We start from the raw sequence: 16,984 nt of genomic DNA, 5'->3' as shown, positions 1-16,984 counted from the left end.
GAACCGAGTCGTTGCTCCTTCACTTACGGTGGATCACAGTGATCAGGAGCAGATGTTATTAAACCGTCGAGAGAACGATGTTCACGAACGGAAACTACTACATCTGTCGGCTTCTCGAATGACTTGTCGCTCCACGTGCACCTCCTTGGCGAGTGCCAGCGGGTCTCGAAGGACCGCGATTGAAGCCAATTTGTACTTGATGCACGACAGGCCGCGCAGTTTCCACAGGAACGGGCGCCAAGGGTGTTGGTTCTTCCGGATCGACCTCAACTGGTTGAGCCAAAGCCTTCGCGGTCAATGAAGCGTAATTAGGGTCGCGCACCGACGATGCATAGGACAAGGCTGCCGTTTGGCTTTGCACGTTGTACGTTCGATGAAAACTTTCTGGCGAAAGAATTGACCTGGCCTCAAATTGCTTAGCCGCTTTTAATCCAAGGTCATCAATAGTTCTTCCGGAGCCGGGCTCGCGCCCTAGTGCAGTAGCCGCCAAGCCCCTCCAATTGCCTTTTTGGCTCGAGTCTTCAGCACCATTAATCCCCTGCCTTAGAATAATTGCCCCTGGATTACTCCATGTATTATAAAACAAGTTTCCGGACACTGATTCTAGCGACTCCCATTTCCCCTCTCCTTTGGCCAGTGTTTTTTCTGCGATGCTTTTGACTGAGTTACCAGCGAAACAATTCATTATATATATCTGCCCCACCTTCGAGGTAAGTTGCGTAGGCAGACCCAACTTATTCAAGTTATAGGCGTAATCATCCCCCATGCCGAGATGGCCTGCGTAACCACCATGACCAATCAACACGAGGTTCATGGAATCAGGATAAGCAGTAATCGCGGCAGTGCGCTTAGCAATTTCATTGTAGGGAATTAGATCATCAATTAGTCGCGGCTTGATTTCCTTCTGTTTGAAGAACACTCGAGCAACCTTTGTCACGTTTTCTATCTTCTTTTCTTTCTGAGTAAATACAACCAGTGTGTCTGGTGCTAGACCGTCTGAATCCAAAAAAACAATCGGGTTATTCCTGACCATCCGATACAAGTTCAGCCCATCCACCGTCCCCCCCGGATCCGGATTGATCCAACGCCCCAGCCACGGTGCGTAATACCGGAAACCGTAGTAATACAAACCTGTAGCATCACGCTCCTTGCCCGAATAACGCACAAACTTGTACTGGGTTTCACTCGCCGTTTTGCCTGACCACACCGCCGTGCCGCCATAGGGAAAGTATTCTTCCAGGGTCAATACGTTGGCCTGCTGATCCAGCTCCAGCACGCTGGAACCAATTTGATTGTCCAGACTGCCGCGCAACTGGTCATTGGGCATGTCGCTCGGCCGTCCGGTCTCCCAGTGCAGTACCCGTACTTGCTGCCGGCCGGCGCCGCCTACGCTGATCACGTGCAGCTCCTCCTCAAGCGCACTCCCGCCCGCCGTCGTGCGCAGCGTGCGGCGTAGCTCCAGCCCGGGCAGGTAGATCACCTCGGCACTTCGCTGGGTGCCGCTCGTTTGCGTGACCGTGGTTTTGCGTACCCGAGCGCCCCCACCGTCGTACTGGTAGCGTTCGAGGTCATCGTCCGGGCCGCTGCGCACCACCTGGGTCACTTGTTGCAGCTGGTTACGCCCATCCCACAGCAGCGGCTGGCCGGGGGCCAGTTGTTGAAGATTGCCGCAGGCATCGAAGAAGCCCTCAACATCGTCCGGCAATACATGCCCGGTCTGTCGCACACCGTGATTGGATGAGGGAGACATCACTGTGTCAAGGGTATAGCCCAGACGCCCCTGATGCTGAATCTGCGTTAGGTTGCCGCCACGATCGTAGGTGTAGTGCCGCGTGTAATTACTGTACTGATTCGGATCAGCACTGATCGGTACATCGGCCATGGGCAACGATGGCCCCTGTTGTCCGGCGCTGGCGTTTTCCCGGCCGCTGGCACTGAGCAACTGGTACAGCGCATCGTAGTGATAGTGGTTGGCGGGCTCGATACGCTGGTTCTGGTGGAAACGGGTCGACAGCGCCGCGTTGCTGATCGACAGGATATTGCCCACCGGGTCATAGCTGTAATTAAGGTCCTGCAACAGGCTCTCGCGCCCACTTTGGGCCGGGCGGGTGGCCAGCAATCGACTCAGACGCTGGGTTTGGGGCTCGTAGGTGTAATCGGTGATCACGCCATTGCCCGCCACTTCACGCAGCACCTGGCCGGCGGCGCTGTAGCTGATCGAACTGAGGATCGGGCGCCCGCCCGCCTCGCCCGCCAGTGTCAGGCCAGTGCTGGCCAACTGGCCAGCTACGTCGTGCCGGTGCCGCTGCACATTGCCCTTGGCATCGACGCTCGACACTGTATTGCCCAGTGCATCGTAGTCCTGGCGCGTGAGATAGCGCTCGGGGTCCAGTCGAACCTGCCATTGCGCTTCGCTCCCCTGCCAATCGCTGTCTGCCAAAGAATCCTGCAGCAATTGACGCACCTGCTGAAGCGGCTGTGCGCTGGTATTGAAGCGTGAGGTTTCACTCAGACCGGCGGTGTCGTAATGGCGCACCAATTGGCCGCGACTATTGGCCAGTTCTGCATCGGGTAGGTTTTCACCGTAGACATAGCGTTCGCTGATGCGGGTCGGGGCCGTCCCGAGTTGTTCCACCGTCGAACTCACGCGGTGCAACAGGTCATAGCTCAACCAGGTTTGCGCACGACCATTGCTGCGCCAGCAAACCCCTTGCTCGATGTCGAACAGGCAGACCTCTTCGCCAGCATCCTGACTCAAGGTGCGTAGCACTTGTCCGGACAAGGACGACTGGTAACGGAAGTTGGGCATGGCCGTTGAATCCAGTTGCTGTTCGTCAAACAAACGCGGATCGATGCTGCTCAGCAGTTCACCTCGCAGGCCGTAATGTTGTTGAGTGACCCTGCGCACCGCGACTTCGCCGACGGCGTTACGGTTGAACTGCAGGACTCGCACATTGAGTCCGCGGTTATCCAGCACCTGTACGGTGGGAGTGCCGGCGCAGAGGCCGGCAGTGGTTATATTGGAAAGTGTGGTCATTGGAAGGCTCCGATGAGTGCCTCTTCGGGGTTGATGACTTCGTGCAACGTGTCGTTTTCGTCTTCGACGACGGTAAACCATGGATAGGCGCTGGACCGGCGCAGATGCCCCAAGGCCGATACCACCGCAAACTCGCGGCCCAGCGGGTCGTAATAATGAGTGTCGGCATAACCCCAAGTCTGAATCTGTGGTTCCTTCACGTGAATGGGCTCATTGATGAAGTATGGCTGGTACGTGCGAATGGTCTGACCTTTATTGTCATACTCGACCCGCCCCGATACCGCCCAGCGCGGCGCACTACCGGTGTCCTGTTCCAGGGGCCGATCGCCGTCCATGATCAGTTCGCCATCGGCATCGACCACATAGGCCATCCCCGGCGGACACTTTTGTTTCGCCTGGAGCTGGCGACCAAAACCATCGTTGGAGGACAAACCGATCTGGATCTGTGCCGCGTCCAACGCACCAGGGGCTTGATCCGGAATCAGAGCCGCGACTTGCACGGGGCTACGCACCGTGCGCTTGACCAATGCCTTCACGCTATCTGGAACGCCGGCCAACGATACGCTGCTTGTCGCCCACGTATAAGCACGCCCGCGAAGCCGACCTGCCTCATCGACCAGATGGTGAGAGCGCATGGCGCTCAGGCAAGCTTGAGACTCTTGTGCACCGAAGAGTTCAAGCAATGACGACCTTGGGGAAGAACCCATCCAGCAATGAAGGTCATATAGATAGACCCCGGCGCTCTCTTGAACCGCGCCAGCAGGATCACTCAGGGCCGCCGGGATCGAGGCCAGTGCCGCCGTATGAGCGTCAAAGGCTGATAATGGCGGAAAACCCGCGTCCACTGGCGCGCCGTTTTCATCCAGCTCCCTCCCATAGGTTGAGTTGGCCAGGACGCGCCCCAGCGCATCAAATAGCACTTCCTGGGTATTCTCGTTGGCGTCGATGACTTTCCAGGGCTGCAAAAAGCGGTAATCGATACTGGACGTCACGCGACTACCCAGGCCATCGGTGACACTCAGCACGGCGCACGAGTAAACGTCATACGTGAAGCGTTGCGGTGCAACAAGGGAGGTACTTTGGGTGGTGCGTGGCCGGCAGAAAGGTAACCAGCTTCCCGCTTCGACATAGGTACTGAGGCCGCTCGGAATAACCCAGACGGTCGTACCAGCGTCCATGCCGACACTCAGAATTTTGGCTCGTTTGAGATAACCCGCCGTGGCCAACAACTGGTCAATGTCAGGCAGCCCCTCGTACGCCTCGAGGGATTGATCATCGAGTTCGGCATGTTCCTCATGATGGACCAGCGCCAGGGGCGGCGGCGGTGTCCCGTCTGCCACTGCACTGCTGCCCGACGCATCCATGTAGAAGGTCAACGTTTGCCCCATGAATACGCGGCTTTGGCCAACGCCCAACAGACCATCGGGTTCACGCAGCGCCTCGTAGCTCAGTCCATAGGTGGCCAGTGGATAGCAGTCGTAGTCGGCGCGATAGGCCAGCATGTTTTGCCGCTGCTGATACGGCAGGCCCAGTCGCCACTGCGTAGGCTCGATCAAGTGATAAACACTATTGCGCGCTTCCGTCAGCCGAAGGGGCTCTTGCCCTTCGTCGTAGGAGCTACGCCACACGCTTTCTGCCACAGCCGCGGGATAGGGGTTGGTGCCAGGCTGCGGACGGCGAGGATAACTGACTACCACACTCCAAAGTGACGTAGCGAACTCGTCCAACTGCAACGTGACTTGCTGCTGCACTTGGGGATCGGCCTCGATGCGCTCGTAAATAACACTCAAGTTTTCCAGAGCGGACGGCAAGACTACGCACCACCCCATGGGCGATAGCGGCTGCAGCAAACGCACTTGTGAGCGCCGAGTCTGCACGCTATAGGGGACCGCCTCCAGCGCACTTGCGTCAACGCCATACACTTCTTCGCGCATGACCGCGCCCTTGAGTGCGCGATAGAGCTGATAGCGGGTTACCTCATGGCTGACCGGCAGCAATTCATCGTCCTTCGTGCGGCTATTGAACCGAGAGAATCGAGTCGGACCGAGCGGGAACGCCTTGGGATCGTTGAAAGCGGGCATGCCAGGGCGCAGCTCACACCCCTCTTGACCGGTGTGGTACCACACTCGGGTCAGGCTCGGTGGCGTCAATGGCACTTCGGAAGCAGTGGCAATGGAATGCGCCTGTGTATCCAGGTGCTGTACAAAACCGAAGCCACGGAACTCACGCTCCCGACCGTCATACACCCCACGCCGATAGCGATATTGTTGCGTCAGCTGATTGCCATTGATTTCATCTACCGAGGTCACGGCGCGTACCAGCTGCATGGCGAACGGCAGTTCGCACACACTCAAGGGAGTCGACTGCTTTTCATCCAGCCACTCTTGGGCTGAGCTGCAATAGTCCAGGCGGCCGAGCATGCCCATATTGTTGTCGTAGCGGGTTAACAGATAGGGCTTTTGCGGGGCGAAGTTGTAACACCAATGCCGAGGCTGCATGTGCGAAACACTGAGCAGCAGGCTAGCCGAACCACTGCCGTTCAGATCAGCGAAACTGACCTGATCCAGGGCGTCAAAGCGCACCCCGGATGGCATTGGCAGGATCCGCGGGGTTGAGCTGAAGCCGTTGCCGGACTGGTTCATGAAGATTAGAAAATAATCGGATTCGGCATAAATCAGATCAGCCGCGCCGGAGCCGTCCAGATCGGCAAGAAATACCCGGTCAGGGTTGAAGCGCTGCACATCGAAGGGCAAGGAACTCAGGATAATCGGCTGGCCAAATGCGCCACGGCCCAAGTTGGGCCAACAGGTCACCAGGTTATGGCGGATCTGGACCAGATGCTGTTGCCCCGATCCGAGTACATCGCTGAAAGCGACCAGGGCCGCACTGTCACCCGCCTGCAGGGGTAAACGATCATGACTGGTATGGGCGACATCCTGGCCGACGCTGAAGCCGTCTTCGCGCCGATTACCGTATAGCCGCACGCTTTTTGGTCCAATCAGCACCAGGTCGGAAAGACCGGTACCGACCAGCTCGGCCAATTGCGCGTTCGGGTGCAGGAACTCCGAGGGAAACACCGGGTAAGGCACAAAACCGGACCAGCTTCGATCTTCACTCAGACTGAAGTATCCGGCCAGGCCAGGCTGAACGAGCAACCAGTCCAGACGACTATCGCCGGTCAAATCCATCAGCACTTGCCGCTCGCCTTGCAGCGGAAGCAGCGATGGAAGCTGTGGCAGAGGCTGCCACGGGGCATAGTCCACGGCATTGGCATGCTCACTGCCACGCATTGGCGCTCGATAACGCCAGTCATTGCCGGCGCGGTAGAGGACCCCGGGAACACCCTCGCCATACAAGTCCACCATCTGGTAGCGATGGCCATCATTGAGCGCAGGAAAAGCCGGCAGCGCGGTGTAATTCGCCGCGTTGAAATCGTTGGTAAAAGCGCTATACGCCAGATCCAGCGGCGGAATGGATTGCACCGCACCATCACGTTCGTACGCCAGGGTTTCAACCGATATCAGCTGCGACATCTGAGGTGTCTGAAGGTAAGAAAGTAACAAGCGCGAGACCAGCGTCGCACTGTCCTGCAATTCCTCAGGGAAGTGATGGAACATCAACACTTGATGGCATAAGCGGTGGGTTCGGACCTCAAAACCAAATGAGTAATCGGAGAACGAATCCTCTCGGCACTGCCAGGACTGAACTGGCGCATGGGTGGGAGGCAACAACGGATCCAGAGTGCGCTCACCGTAATCAAGCACCAGACTGAATAGCCAATCGGGGGCGTCCGCCTCGGCGAAGCGCTGCCAGGCGTACAGCGGCGCGTACCCGCTCACATTGCCGTACTCGACCTTCCTCAAGTAACGATTGGCCGTGTGCCGTCGGGTCTGTTCGGAGCCCGTCAGTACGACACCCTCGGTATTTTCAGCACTGTAGCTATAGGCGATGTGCTCACCCGTCAGGGTCACCGACTCTTCCACCAACCAGGCGCCGATACGACTGGCATCGTCTGGATCAGCAATCCGCGCCTGCGTCGATTTACCCAGGCAAAGCAATTCGCCACTGGGCGAGTGAATCAGCCAAAAATCTCCAGAACGGTCCGCCGGACTCCAGCGCTCGAACCGTGAGAAGTCGCCTTCGATGCACGGGAAGTAGCGTGTCACGGTGTACGACTGATCCAGCGCCAGGTCACCGTAGGTGGAGGTGGTGCTCGATACCACCTGATTGTGCTCATCACGTTCCGGCACCATGACGTCGCCACTGGGCGCCAGATAAATATCCTCCGTTTCATACAAAGGCACGCCGCTGCTGGTGCGTCGACGAATCGCCAGCGTCGACAGCCCCCAGCCTACGGAGAACTCGCTGTTGCCCGCACCGCTGCTGTAACTCAATCCCAGGCCTGGGGCATAACCGCGTCCCGGTGAAATCGGTAGCGGGACAGAAAAGCTTGCCATTCCCGACATTCCCACACTGCCCAGCGCCTCTCCCATTCCCTGGATAGCACCTCCCCCTTTGGGCAATGACGGCGCGGCAACGGCAACGGTTGAGGTTTCTTTTTGATTGTTCGTGTTCATCATGTCTTCCATTTGTCTAGGCGACAGCGAGCCGTGCCCGATCGACGAGCACGGCTAGACATCAGAGGATCAGTAGTCTTTGAGGGTGTACTGGATGTGGTAGATGACGTCGACCAGACTCTCGACCAGCGCGCGCTGATTGCCGGACGCATCGGCCTTGAAGAACGTCAGGGTCAGAATGCCCCTGTCCGTGGCTTCCCCTTCGAACGGCAGGTATTTCGGATCGTTGAAGTCGACGACGAACAGCCCCGAATCATCCAGGCCTCGTGACAGCGCTACGTACGTTGCGCCCAACCCCAGGGTGGCCTTCACATCCTGATAAGGACCGAGCAAGGCTGGCAGGGTCACGCTGATATTTTTCAGGCGTCCGGTTTTTCCCGTGGAACCGTAATCGGTGTTCAACGAGAGTGCTGAGAGGTCCAGGGTAACGGTCAGCATATTGCTGTTCACCATGGCCATGTTCACTCCACCGACGGCGCTAATAGGCTCCTCTTCGTTCAAGACCGCACTGAGCATCTTCCCGAAAGTGTTGCCACTGTCAGCCGATGTGACCTGTGCGTTGAGCGACACACTCGCCTGCACCTCCAGGCCGCGCACATCGTCTTTGAGGTAGGTGTTTTCCAGTTTTTGCAGCTCGAGCATCAAGCCTTCACCGGCTAACAAACCCTGATACAGGTCATTCCACATCGGCGTGCTGAAGAGATTACCCGCGCGCTGTGCGCCGATTTCACGAGCCAGCGCATTCCTGCTGGCCAGGCACAGCGACAACGTGGCGTCGTAGAGTTGGTAGTACAGCGAGGACAGGCGACCGCTCATCCAGTTGTACAGCTCCAGGCCGGTGAAGCGGGTGGATTGCAGGCTATACACCGCTTGCTGATTGGCCAGCTCTTGCTGAGTAATCGCTCGCTGTTTTTGCGCCATGGTGATTTGTTGGCGTTGCGACTCGATTTGCTCACCCAGCGAAGCGACTTCACTGGTGGCCATATCTCGCTGCAGCTGCCATTCCTCACGTCGACGGCGGTACTGCTCACTGATATCCAGACGCTGGGCTGAAGTCTCAAGGCCGGTGCTCGCGGCTTGCAGGCCAAAGGCAACTGCGCGTGCCGCACCGCCCCAGCGCGAGCCACCACAGGCCAAGCCAAAGGTATTGGGCGCCATTTCCACCGCGGCCCCCACCACATTACTGATCATGGCCGCCGTGTTGAGCGCCCCCGCCAACACACGCAGATCCATGGCCGTTTGTTCACTGCCGGAAATCCAGTTGTTATACAGATTGTTGAAATGCGACAGCCGCGTTTGTGCTCCACGCAAGCTTTCTTGCAACGCCTGGAGCCCCTCCTGCAAGGCCGTGACGTTGTTCGATTGCATGTCCTGGGTTAACCCGAGAATTTGCTGTTGCTGCGACTGCATCAACAAGGTCATGTTCTCGTTATCGCGACGCTCCAGGGTGTTTTGTAGCGAAGAACCGAACTGAATCACATTGCTCACCGCAGCCCGCGCCTTATCCAGCAAGACCACGAATCGGAACTGACTCGCAAGTGCGTTATACGCAACCGAGCTGCCCCCCGCATCGTTGCCGGTACCATGCCGACGCTGCAAATCGCTAGGCGAAACGGGTTCAGCGTAAAGCGGCAACGAGAGAGGCTGACCATCCAGGCTGAGGTTATGACGCAAGTTGTAAAGTCGTACCTCCAGCTTGTCCCAATACACTAGCAATTCAGCGTTATACGGCGGCAGGAAGTGCCCATTCGATTCAGCCAGGTACGACTGCACTTGGCGAGCCAGCAGCGAGGACACGGAATCCGGCATGCCAGAAGAAGGATCGATCGCTGCGGCTTCATCACCGACAGTCGGGTTCGGCCAACTGTTGGTGTAATCGATCACCGGACGTGGCCCGAGCATTTGCGAGGCTTGCAAGTAGCACATCTTGGCCTGGGCCAGATAATCGCGCTGCAGCTGTCGATAAGCGCTGTCACCTTGCTCAATGAGCCGGTTTACCGAGTTGAGGAAAATCGCCAGCTTGTAGTGCATGGGATCGTTCATCGCGATCGCATCAGGGTCGACTGTATGCATAAGACTGTCGTTCCAGGACAGGTCTTGCTGTAACGGCACGACGTTCCAGTAACGGATATCACCGTCTACACGATCAAGTTCGCCGTCCGCATTCCGAAAGCCGGTCGGGGCGAAAATATATTGGTACCAACGCGCTGACTCAGCATAGTTTTGTTCATTCAGAAAGCGATTGGCGATCAGAAAACTGGCGTGGAAAAAAATCTCCCAGAAATACAGGCCGTAAGCACCATTGAAGTCAATGGGCTGGGTGTTATCGCATTCGATGTTACGTGTTTGAAGATCATAAGCCAGCAGACCACTAATACCTTGGCTGAGCAGTCGGCTCATCAAGGGCTGAGCGGAGTCGGTTTCCAAATTGGCGATTTTTACAATGACCGTTTGAGTCTCTGCACTGAAAGAAGTCTGCTCACCCGCATCCAGCACGAGTTCGCCGTTGTCGATATAAAATACCGGACGACGAACCTCGGTAGTTGAGATGTTCATTGAGTCATACAGAACGGCGTTAATGTTTTCCCATGTCCCGGCATAATCCAGGTAGAGATTTAGTTCTTGTTCCTCCACATTGTGAATTAACGCAAAGTCATCGGGTTTAGATGTTAGTGCTTCTTGACGCAAGGACACCCAGGTACCGTTACTTTGCAAGTACCAGATGTTCGCCTTAAAAGCATAGGCCAATTGACCATCGCCATAATCGCTTTCGGAACGACTGATCCAGCAAGCGTGCAAGCGATCCTTGTACCAGCAGGCCTTCACCTTCCCGTCCCATGCCTCATTGGCGGGCGCGGTGATTTTCAGCCATTGTGACCAGGCGTCCCCGAGTAACTGGTTATGATCATTGCGCATGGCCAAATTACAGGAGCGCCAGTAATAGTCGTGCGGGAAGTTCTCCGTCTGCCCGATAAAATACAAGGTGTCTGTGCTATTAACCGAAATTTCGTTACCCGCCTGATAGCCACTGATGACCTGCAGATTGGCAAGGGTTTCAAAGCTCAGCAGGTACTGCTCAAAACCTTTTTCCACCCGCTGAGCACTGATTCGCCCTTGATTGAGGGTTTCTTCCAAGGCTTTGAACGTTTCGGTTTTGCTGTAGCGCAGCGTCGGATCCAGATAGGTTTCCGGGTAGTATTGCAGGCGCTCTTTGCCCGCCCAGGTGGAAAAGACCTGGTTGTAATTGTCCCAGTCATACAGAAAACCACCTGGCTGAGACTCAGTGACCATCGTAGACCCGGAATCATTATCTACCTCAGGGTCATAACCGTTGAGGCAACGGTTGATATACATCTGAACGCTGTAGGTAGCTTCAGCCACTAACGAGGTGGTGACTTGCGAACTGATCTTGGTGTCAATCAACAAATACTCAAAAAGATCATCCGGTGTTTCTACCCGCGCGGACAATTTCACATCTTCTTCAATGGCGTCATCTGAAATAGAGTGCGCGATATAGTAGGCGACCAAAGCGTCGCGCCGAGCTTCTTGAAGCGAATTAATGGCTACTTGACTATTCATAAAAATTCCGTGGCGATATATATCGCAAAACAATAGTTTGAAAACAAGAATCCAATGAATAGCTAAATATACAAAGAATGAAAAATCTTCAGCTATTCATACTGATGTTTAGAGTTGGGAAAACTGCCGATCGCTAATCTTTGCAGCGATCGACAGCTACCCGTTAAGCCCTGTTATTCGTGATCAATCGGCGTCGAAAAAGCACAGACTTCAGTGCCTGTATCAGGCGCGCCGGTTAACGATATTGGCGTCACGCAAAATGCAACGATATGTCCGGCATGAGCATCCGTGAGCTGCAGTTTTTTGCCTGTTGCGCCTTCAATGTCCTCCCAGCCACGTCCGGGTTTGGAAAGGAATTTCTTGCGCCAGCGCAACGTCGTTGCGCCTTCTAGGTTGCGGTCATGATCCAGGTATTTATAACTGCCCGTCAGCGTCTGCCCCACAATCGGAGTGCCCTCGATCATGACGGCTCTGGCTTGCGGTGCATGCCCGGCAACAACGCTGTCAGTTGGCGCTGATTTGCTCGTTGCTCCCTGGATCGGCTCCCCCGTCAAGGCAACGGGAGTGACGGCCAGAATCAGGTAATTCCCCAGATCCTCTTCGGCCACGGTGTAGAGCTTGTGTGTCGCGCCAGGGATCGGATTTTCGGTACTGCCATCACAGCCTACCCGATACCACTGCAACTGCGTCTGCCCTTCCTGATCGAGGTTTTCATCGTAATAGGTGTAGCTGCCTGCGAGTACCTCGCCCACGCGTGCGGTGCCCTGGACCAGCACTTCAAGAGTTGATGGTGCAGAAGGCTCCTCAACGACTGCAGAGGGAGCCGACTTTCTCTTCGGACCGATTACTGGCGTTCCGGTGCGCGCAACGGGGGCGACCTCAAATTGCAACGTAGCGCCCAGGTCCTGCAAGGTGACCAGGTAGGTCTTTTGTGTTGCGCCCGCAATCGCGCCAGCGTTCGTACCGGTTCGATACCACTGGAAGGTCGTTTCACCTTCGAGGTCGTTATCTTTATCGACATATTCGTAGGTGCCGGTAAGGGTCTCCCCTACTTGCAGACAGCCATTGATTTCCACCTTTTGGGCTTCGGGTGGATGTCCGAATTGAACGATTGCGGTAGGCGCGCAAATGCGCTCGAAACCTACATTGGGAAGCCCGGTGAGTGCCCGAGGGATGACCGCAAACTGCAGCGTGGCGCCCACGTCATACTCTTGAAGAACATAAGTTTGCTCAGTGGCGCCTTCAATCGCCCCATCCAATTCAGTCCCACTGTTCCTGAACCACTGGAATGTACTTCCGTTTTCAACGTTGCCCTCCGTGTCCACATAGTCGTAAGTGCCCGTCAGTGTCTCTCCCACTTGCAAGTAACCGCGGATAGACACATTTTGAGCCATGGGCGGTGAACCCCGCTTAGCGGCAATCGGTGGAGTCGCCGCCACTTTTTCCACACCCACGTTGGGCTTTCCGGTTAAGGCGACCGGCGTGACCGAAAACGCCAGGACAGCGCCCTCGTCCTCAGCAGTCACGGTGTAAGACTGCGTGGTTGCCCCCTCAATGACTCCCTCCATGCCACCGCCATGGCCACCGGCGCGCAGCCATCGAAAGAGCGTCTCACCTTCCGCGTCGTTGTCTTGATCCACGTACCAGTAGGTGCCGGTCAGTGTTTCACCCACCTGAGGGCAACCATAGATGTTCACGCCCTTCGCCTCGGGGGCATGACCAAACACTGCGATTTCGGTCGTTGCCGAGTTTCGCGGCGTTCCTTTATTGGGCACACCGGTCCTGGCGATCGGAGTGACCTGAAATTGCAGCGTCGCGCCCACATCCTCCTCGGTGAGTATGTAAGTAGCTGCAGTGGCCCCTGCAATGGCTATCGGAGCAGAACCATTGACGCTGCGCATCCAGCGGAAGGTGCTTTCGCCTTGCGGATCGCCTTCAGCATCAGCATAGAGATAAGTTCCCTTCAGCGTCTCTCCGACTTGCGCGCGACCACTGACCGCCACAGAACTCGCCACGGGCGCTGTGCCATCTTTGGCAGAGATCGCTTCGGTTTTGGCAATGGCCTGCGAGCCGAGCACCGGATCACCGGTGCGTGCTTTGGGAGTGACCAAAAATGTAAGGACCGCGCCTTCGTCAGCGACAGTCAGGGTATAGGTCTGCTCGACGGCCCCTTCAATAATTCCTTCAGCACCGCCACCATGGCCCCCGGCTCGTGACCAGAGGAAAGTGGTCTCCCCCTCCAGGTCGCCATCATTATCGAAATAGGTATATCGGCCCGTCAGCGTCTCACCCACTTTTTGAATCCCTTCGATAGTCAAACCAGTCGCCGTTGGTGCAGAACCTCTTTTAGGCGCGATGATGGCGGTGGCTGCGGACTTTTGCTCACTGCCCATGATGGGCGTGCCGGACCGAGCAACCGGGGAGACGGAAAATTTAAGCGTCGCCTTTTCATCCTCCACCGTCAGGGTATAAGTACTGCTATTTGCACCCTCAATCAGCTGTTCCTTATCGCCATCGTTGGTGATTCGGTACCAGCACAAAAGCGTCTCGCCTTCCAGGTCACCCTCCGCATCCACATAGCTATAGCTTCCGGTCAGCACTTCACCCACCGTTGGGACTCCCTCCACGATGACGTCTTTGGCAACAGGTGCTGTACCCGTTGCGACGCCGTCAGCAGATGAAAGCATTGCAGCACAGGTTTCAGCGACCGTTCGGATGAGCGAGGAGTCTTCAGCAACATCGTTGTTGAGCGACATCACGTAGAGGCTATTGATCAGCGCGCAGCCTAAACCACTTTGCAAACTGACTTGCATCGACGCTTCCAGCTGTGAGAGGTGGGCGAAAGTGGTCGCAAAGGCCGGGTAGGTTCCTCGTCTCACCAGCATGTCATTCATTTCACGGGTGGTATCCAAGTCCCAGCCGTGGATGCGGGCCAGCATCTCTGTCGCAAAGGCTGCGGTCTGGCCCGCTTGATTGGCGTATTTGAAATAGCTCATTGCCTCCGCTTCGGAGACGACAATGCGCTGCTGCCATTCCTTGAGGCGGGAAATAAAGAGCAATAGCTTCAGGTCAGGGGCCGAAACGGCACCTTCAGAGAACGACGTGCGACGCGCGGAAGAGGGCCGAGCGACGATGAGATTCAGGTCCTGTTCGGTCAGGTTGGCCCATTGCGCAATCAAGGCATACTGCCCCAGCGCCTGGCTGTAGCGAGCGATATCAGGGTAATTGTGTAGCTCTTCATAGATCGATGGCGCACCGCTGTTGAACAGCTCATCGATTTCCACCCAAAAGTCGGACAATCCGTAAGGCTGCGCAGGCGCGCCGAGACGGGGGACCGTCGTGAAGGTGCAATCAAGCCAGTCGATCAGGCACGCCATGACATTGGCCTTGACTTGGAACGTGGCGGAAATGAGCTTGAACAATTTCTGCCGAACCCCTTCTGACAGCGGAATGCTGACATCGGGGTCCGTCGCGAACGTGGTGTAGATGTTGTCGACGAAGTTGAACAACTCTGGTGTGACGTTTTCAATGTATTGGTCGGTGACCAAATTGAAGCCGTCATCGATGGCTAGCTGATGAGTCGTCATCCACAACAGCACAGCTTCGGTTTGCTTAATGAGCGCAAGGGTTTCAAGCGTTGGAGCACCGGCCAATAGCCGCGCCATATCCCGATCCGGTGTCAGCATTTTCCACAACCGAACCGCCTGGTAATAGGTGATGCCCAGCATCTGCGGAATGATCGCCTGCCGGTAAAGCTGAGCCGCTGAACGAGTATTCCATGAAGCGGTTGTGGGGTAGGTAAAGGTCAGCTGTGCCATGGCGAGCAATTCATTTGCCGACACGCCCAGACTGCCGGCAATAAGGCTCGCATTGGCGTCTCCCGCCTCGGGATCGAAGTCCACCAGCACATCCAGTGGCACAGTTTTACCGTCGGTCTTTGACGTAAAGACCTGGCGATAAAGGCTAGATACAGACTGTGGGGCATAGGTGTTCATGTCCCCAATGAAACAGGCGAATGCATCGACAGACAGAGCGTACGCCGTATGCAGGCGCTGAAACTCGGCGATGGCCTCAAGAACAGGGGTGTCTAACAGCAAACATTCGGTGCGTTCCTGGCTGTGGGCCAAATTGGCATTTTTAATCAACCAGTCCAGTTGATAGAACTCGAGCTTCAACTGACGCTGCAAGCGAATGAGCCGTTCGGCCCGATCAGCGAGCAAGACTGCGTTTTCATTGTCCAGGTTCAACTCGGCCGGGTCGTCTCCGCTGGCCCCTTGAATCATTAGCAATGGGGTCGCGGCGTCACCGGACGTGGACAGATAGGATTGTCCGAACTCAGTTACCGCGACGGCATCCTTAAAGCCAAACTTGAAATAACGACTGGTTTGATCTTCCGGGGACGTTCCTTTCGAATCAGTCTGACCGGTCATCTCCAGCAGTTTATTGACACTCAACCCCGTTTTAGAGGTGAAGATAGACACGGGTTTAAGCTCAACGTGGATGTCTTCACTGTCGAGATTGTAGTTGCGCTGGATTGTTTCTGCGCTTGCATCGGCCCCGACTAACAACTGGTAAGTAGTCGGAGTCAGCAGCAATTCTTCACGGGTGGCCGGAGAGGGGGTAGCAATTCCATCGTTCATGTCATCAACAATGAAACTGACAAGGGGATTAAAGTTCAAAGCCTGCTGATCGAGCAGAATGTCCCAAACTTGTTGAAGAGAAGAACCTTTCGAGTTCAAGGTGGTACGAATTTGAACCAGGTTATCATGGTACGGAAGCGTCATCGGAAAGTAGGTCGTTTCCAGCGAAGCCAGCGTAGCGCCGGGATTCGCCCGCCGCATACCCGAGATTAAAATATCAATCAAAATGCCCAAAGTAGACGCTTCCTTGAGCATATTATCATCGCTAAGCGTCAACGTTTTGATATCGGGACGACGATTATCGATGTTCAAAGGGCTCGACGGTTTATGTAAGCCTTTGGCAATCTTGTATAACTCGGTCAGGTATCGACCAGGAGAGAACAGTGACTGGATGGAAGCGGCATCCGCATATCCCTCTGCGGAGCGATCCGGAAAGAGTTCGTCAAAATCAAGCGATCCACCCAATGAGCGCTCGAGCGCAACAGTGAGTGCCTGTGGGCTCGGATTGACACCCAACTTTGGAAGTGATTGAAGAACAGGCTCATTGCGCGAGCGATAAGCCCGGACAATGCTATTGAGACTGTCCACTCGTTGCGTGGCCAGTGCATAAATTTCCTGCGCCTGCTCCATCGGCAGCACCGAAAGTTGTTGGCAGAAAGCCACTTTTGGTTGACGAACAATGTCGAAAATCGAGTTGTACCCTTCATCACTGAGTCGTTGCACCGCTTCTTCGGTTGAAGAAACAGCGCTCGATGAGGGTTGGTTCTTTATAGACATAACTCTCTCCATTCGTATTGATTTAACCATTGCAAAATGTTCACCTTCCACTCCAAATGCAACGAGTAACTACATAGCCGGCCTTAGATACTCAGCTCGCCGGAATAACAAGCTTCGAGCCGCAAAAACGCCCACATAAATAAAGATTCGACAGCATTGGGATGCACTTTAAACAGTACATGGACAAGCAACTGGATGGCGCCCGCCTGCTCTGAGTGACAGAAACACCACACCACAAACTATAAATAGTAACTTTGGCAAATCAAGATTTTCAGTGCCCAAGTCTGATTTCGCACTGTGCGCTCGGCCAAACATTCAAACACTACGTGAGTGGACGACATAGATAGTCGTCCATCAATGTTAATCTCGAAATT

At 55.6% G+C, this 16,984-nt stretch carries 4 protein-coding genes; all 4 read right to left on the bottom strand.

What is annotated here, in order from left to right; translation table 11 throughout:
- Window positions 1-97: 97 nt before the first annotated feature.
- Complete coding sequence (locus tag NL116_RS02140; RefSeq protein ID WP_494375826.1) at window positions 98-3,037, bottom strand: RHS repeat-associated core domain-containing protein; 2,940 nt, start codon at window positions 3,035-3,037, stop codon at window positions 98-100.
- Complete coding sequence (locus NL116_RS02135) at window positions 3,034-7,494, bottom strand: SpvB/TcaC N-terminal domain-containing protein (protein WP_494375825.1); 4,461 nt, start codon at window positions 7,492-7,494, stop codon at window positions 3,034-3,036. The genes NL116_RS02140 and NL116_RS02135 overlap by 4 nt, the downstream gene beginning before the upstream one ends.
- A 189-nt stretch (window positions 7,495-7,683) precedes the next feature.
- Complete coding sequence (locus NL116_RS02130) at window positions 7,684-11,226, bottom strand: Tc toxin subunit A-related protein (protein ID WP_494375824.1); 3,543 nt, start codon at window positions 11,224-11,226, stop codon at window positions 7,684-7,686.
- Window positions 11,227-11,366: 140 nt separating this feature from the next.
- Entirely contained in the window at window positions 11,367-16,610 is a 5,244-nt protein-coding gene (locus NL116_RS02125; RefSeq protein WP_494375823.1) for a Tc toxin subunit A, read from the bottom strand.
- Window positions 16,611-16,984: the final 374 nt, after the last annotated feature.

Source organism: Pseudomonas sp. FBCC-B1667, from assembly GCF_059133255.1.
The sequence above is the reverse complement of the archived record's forward strand: the minus strand, read 5'-3'. Positions and strand labels throughout refer to the sequence as shown.

Coding starts and splice junctions, on each gene's coding strand:
- NL116_RS02140 (WP_494375826.1), bottom strand. CDS start 3,037: ATGACCACACTTTCCAATATAACCACTGCCGGCCTCTGCGCCGGCACT.
- NL116_RS02135 (WP_494375825.1), bottom strand. CDS start 7,494: ATGGCAAGCTTTTCTGTCCCGCTACCGATTTCACCGGGACGCGGTTAT.
- NL116_RS02125 (WP_494375823.1), bottom strand. CDS start 16,610: ATGTCTATAAAGAACCAACCCTCATCGAGCGCTGTTTCTTCAACCGAA.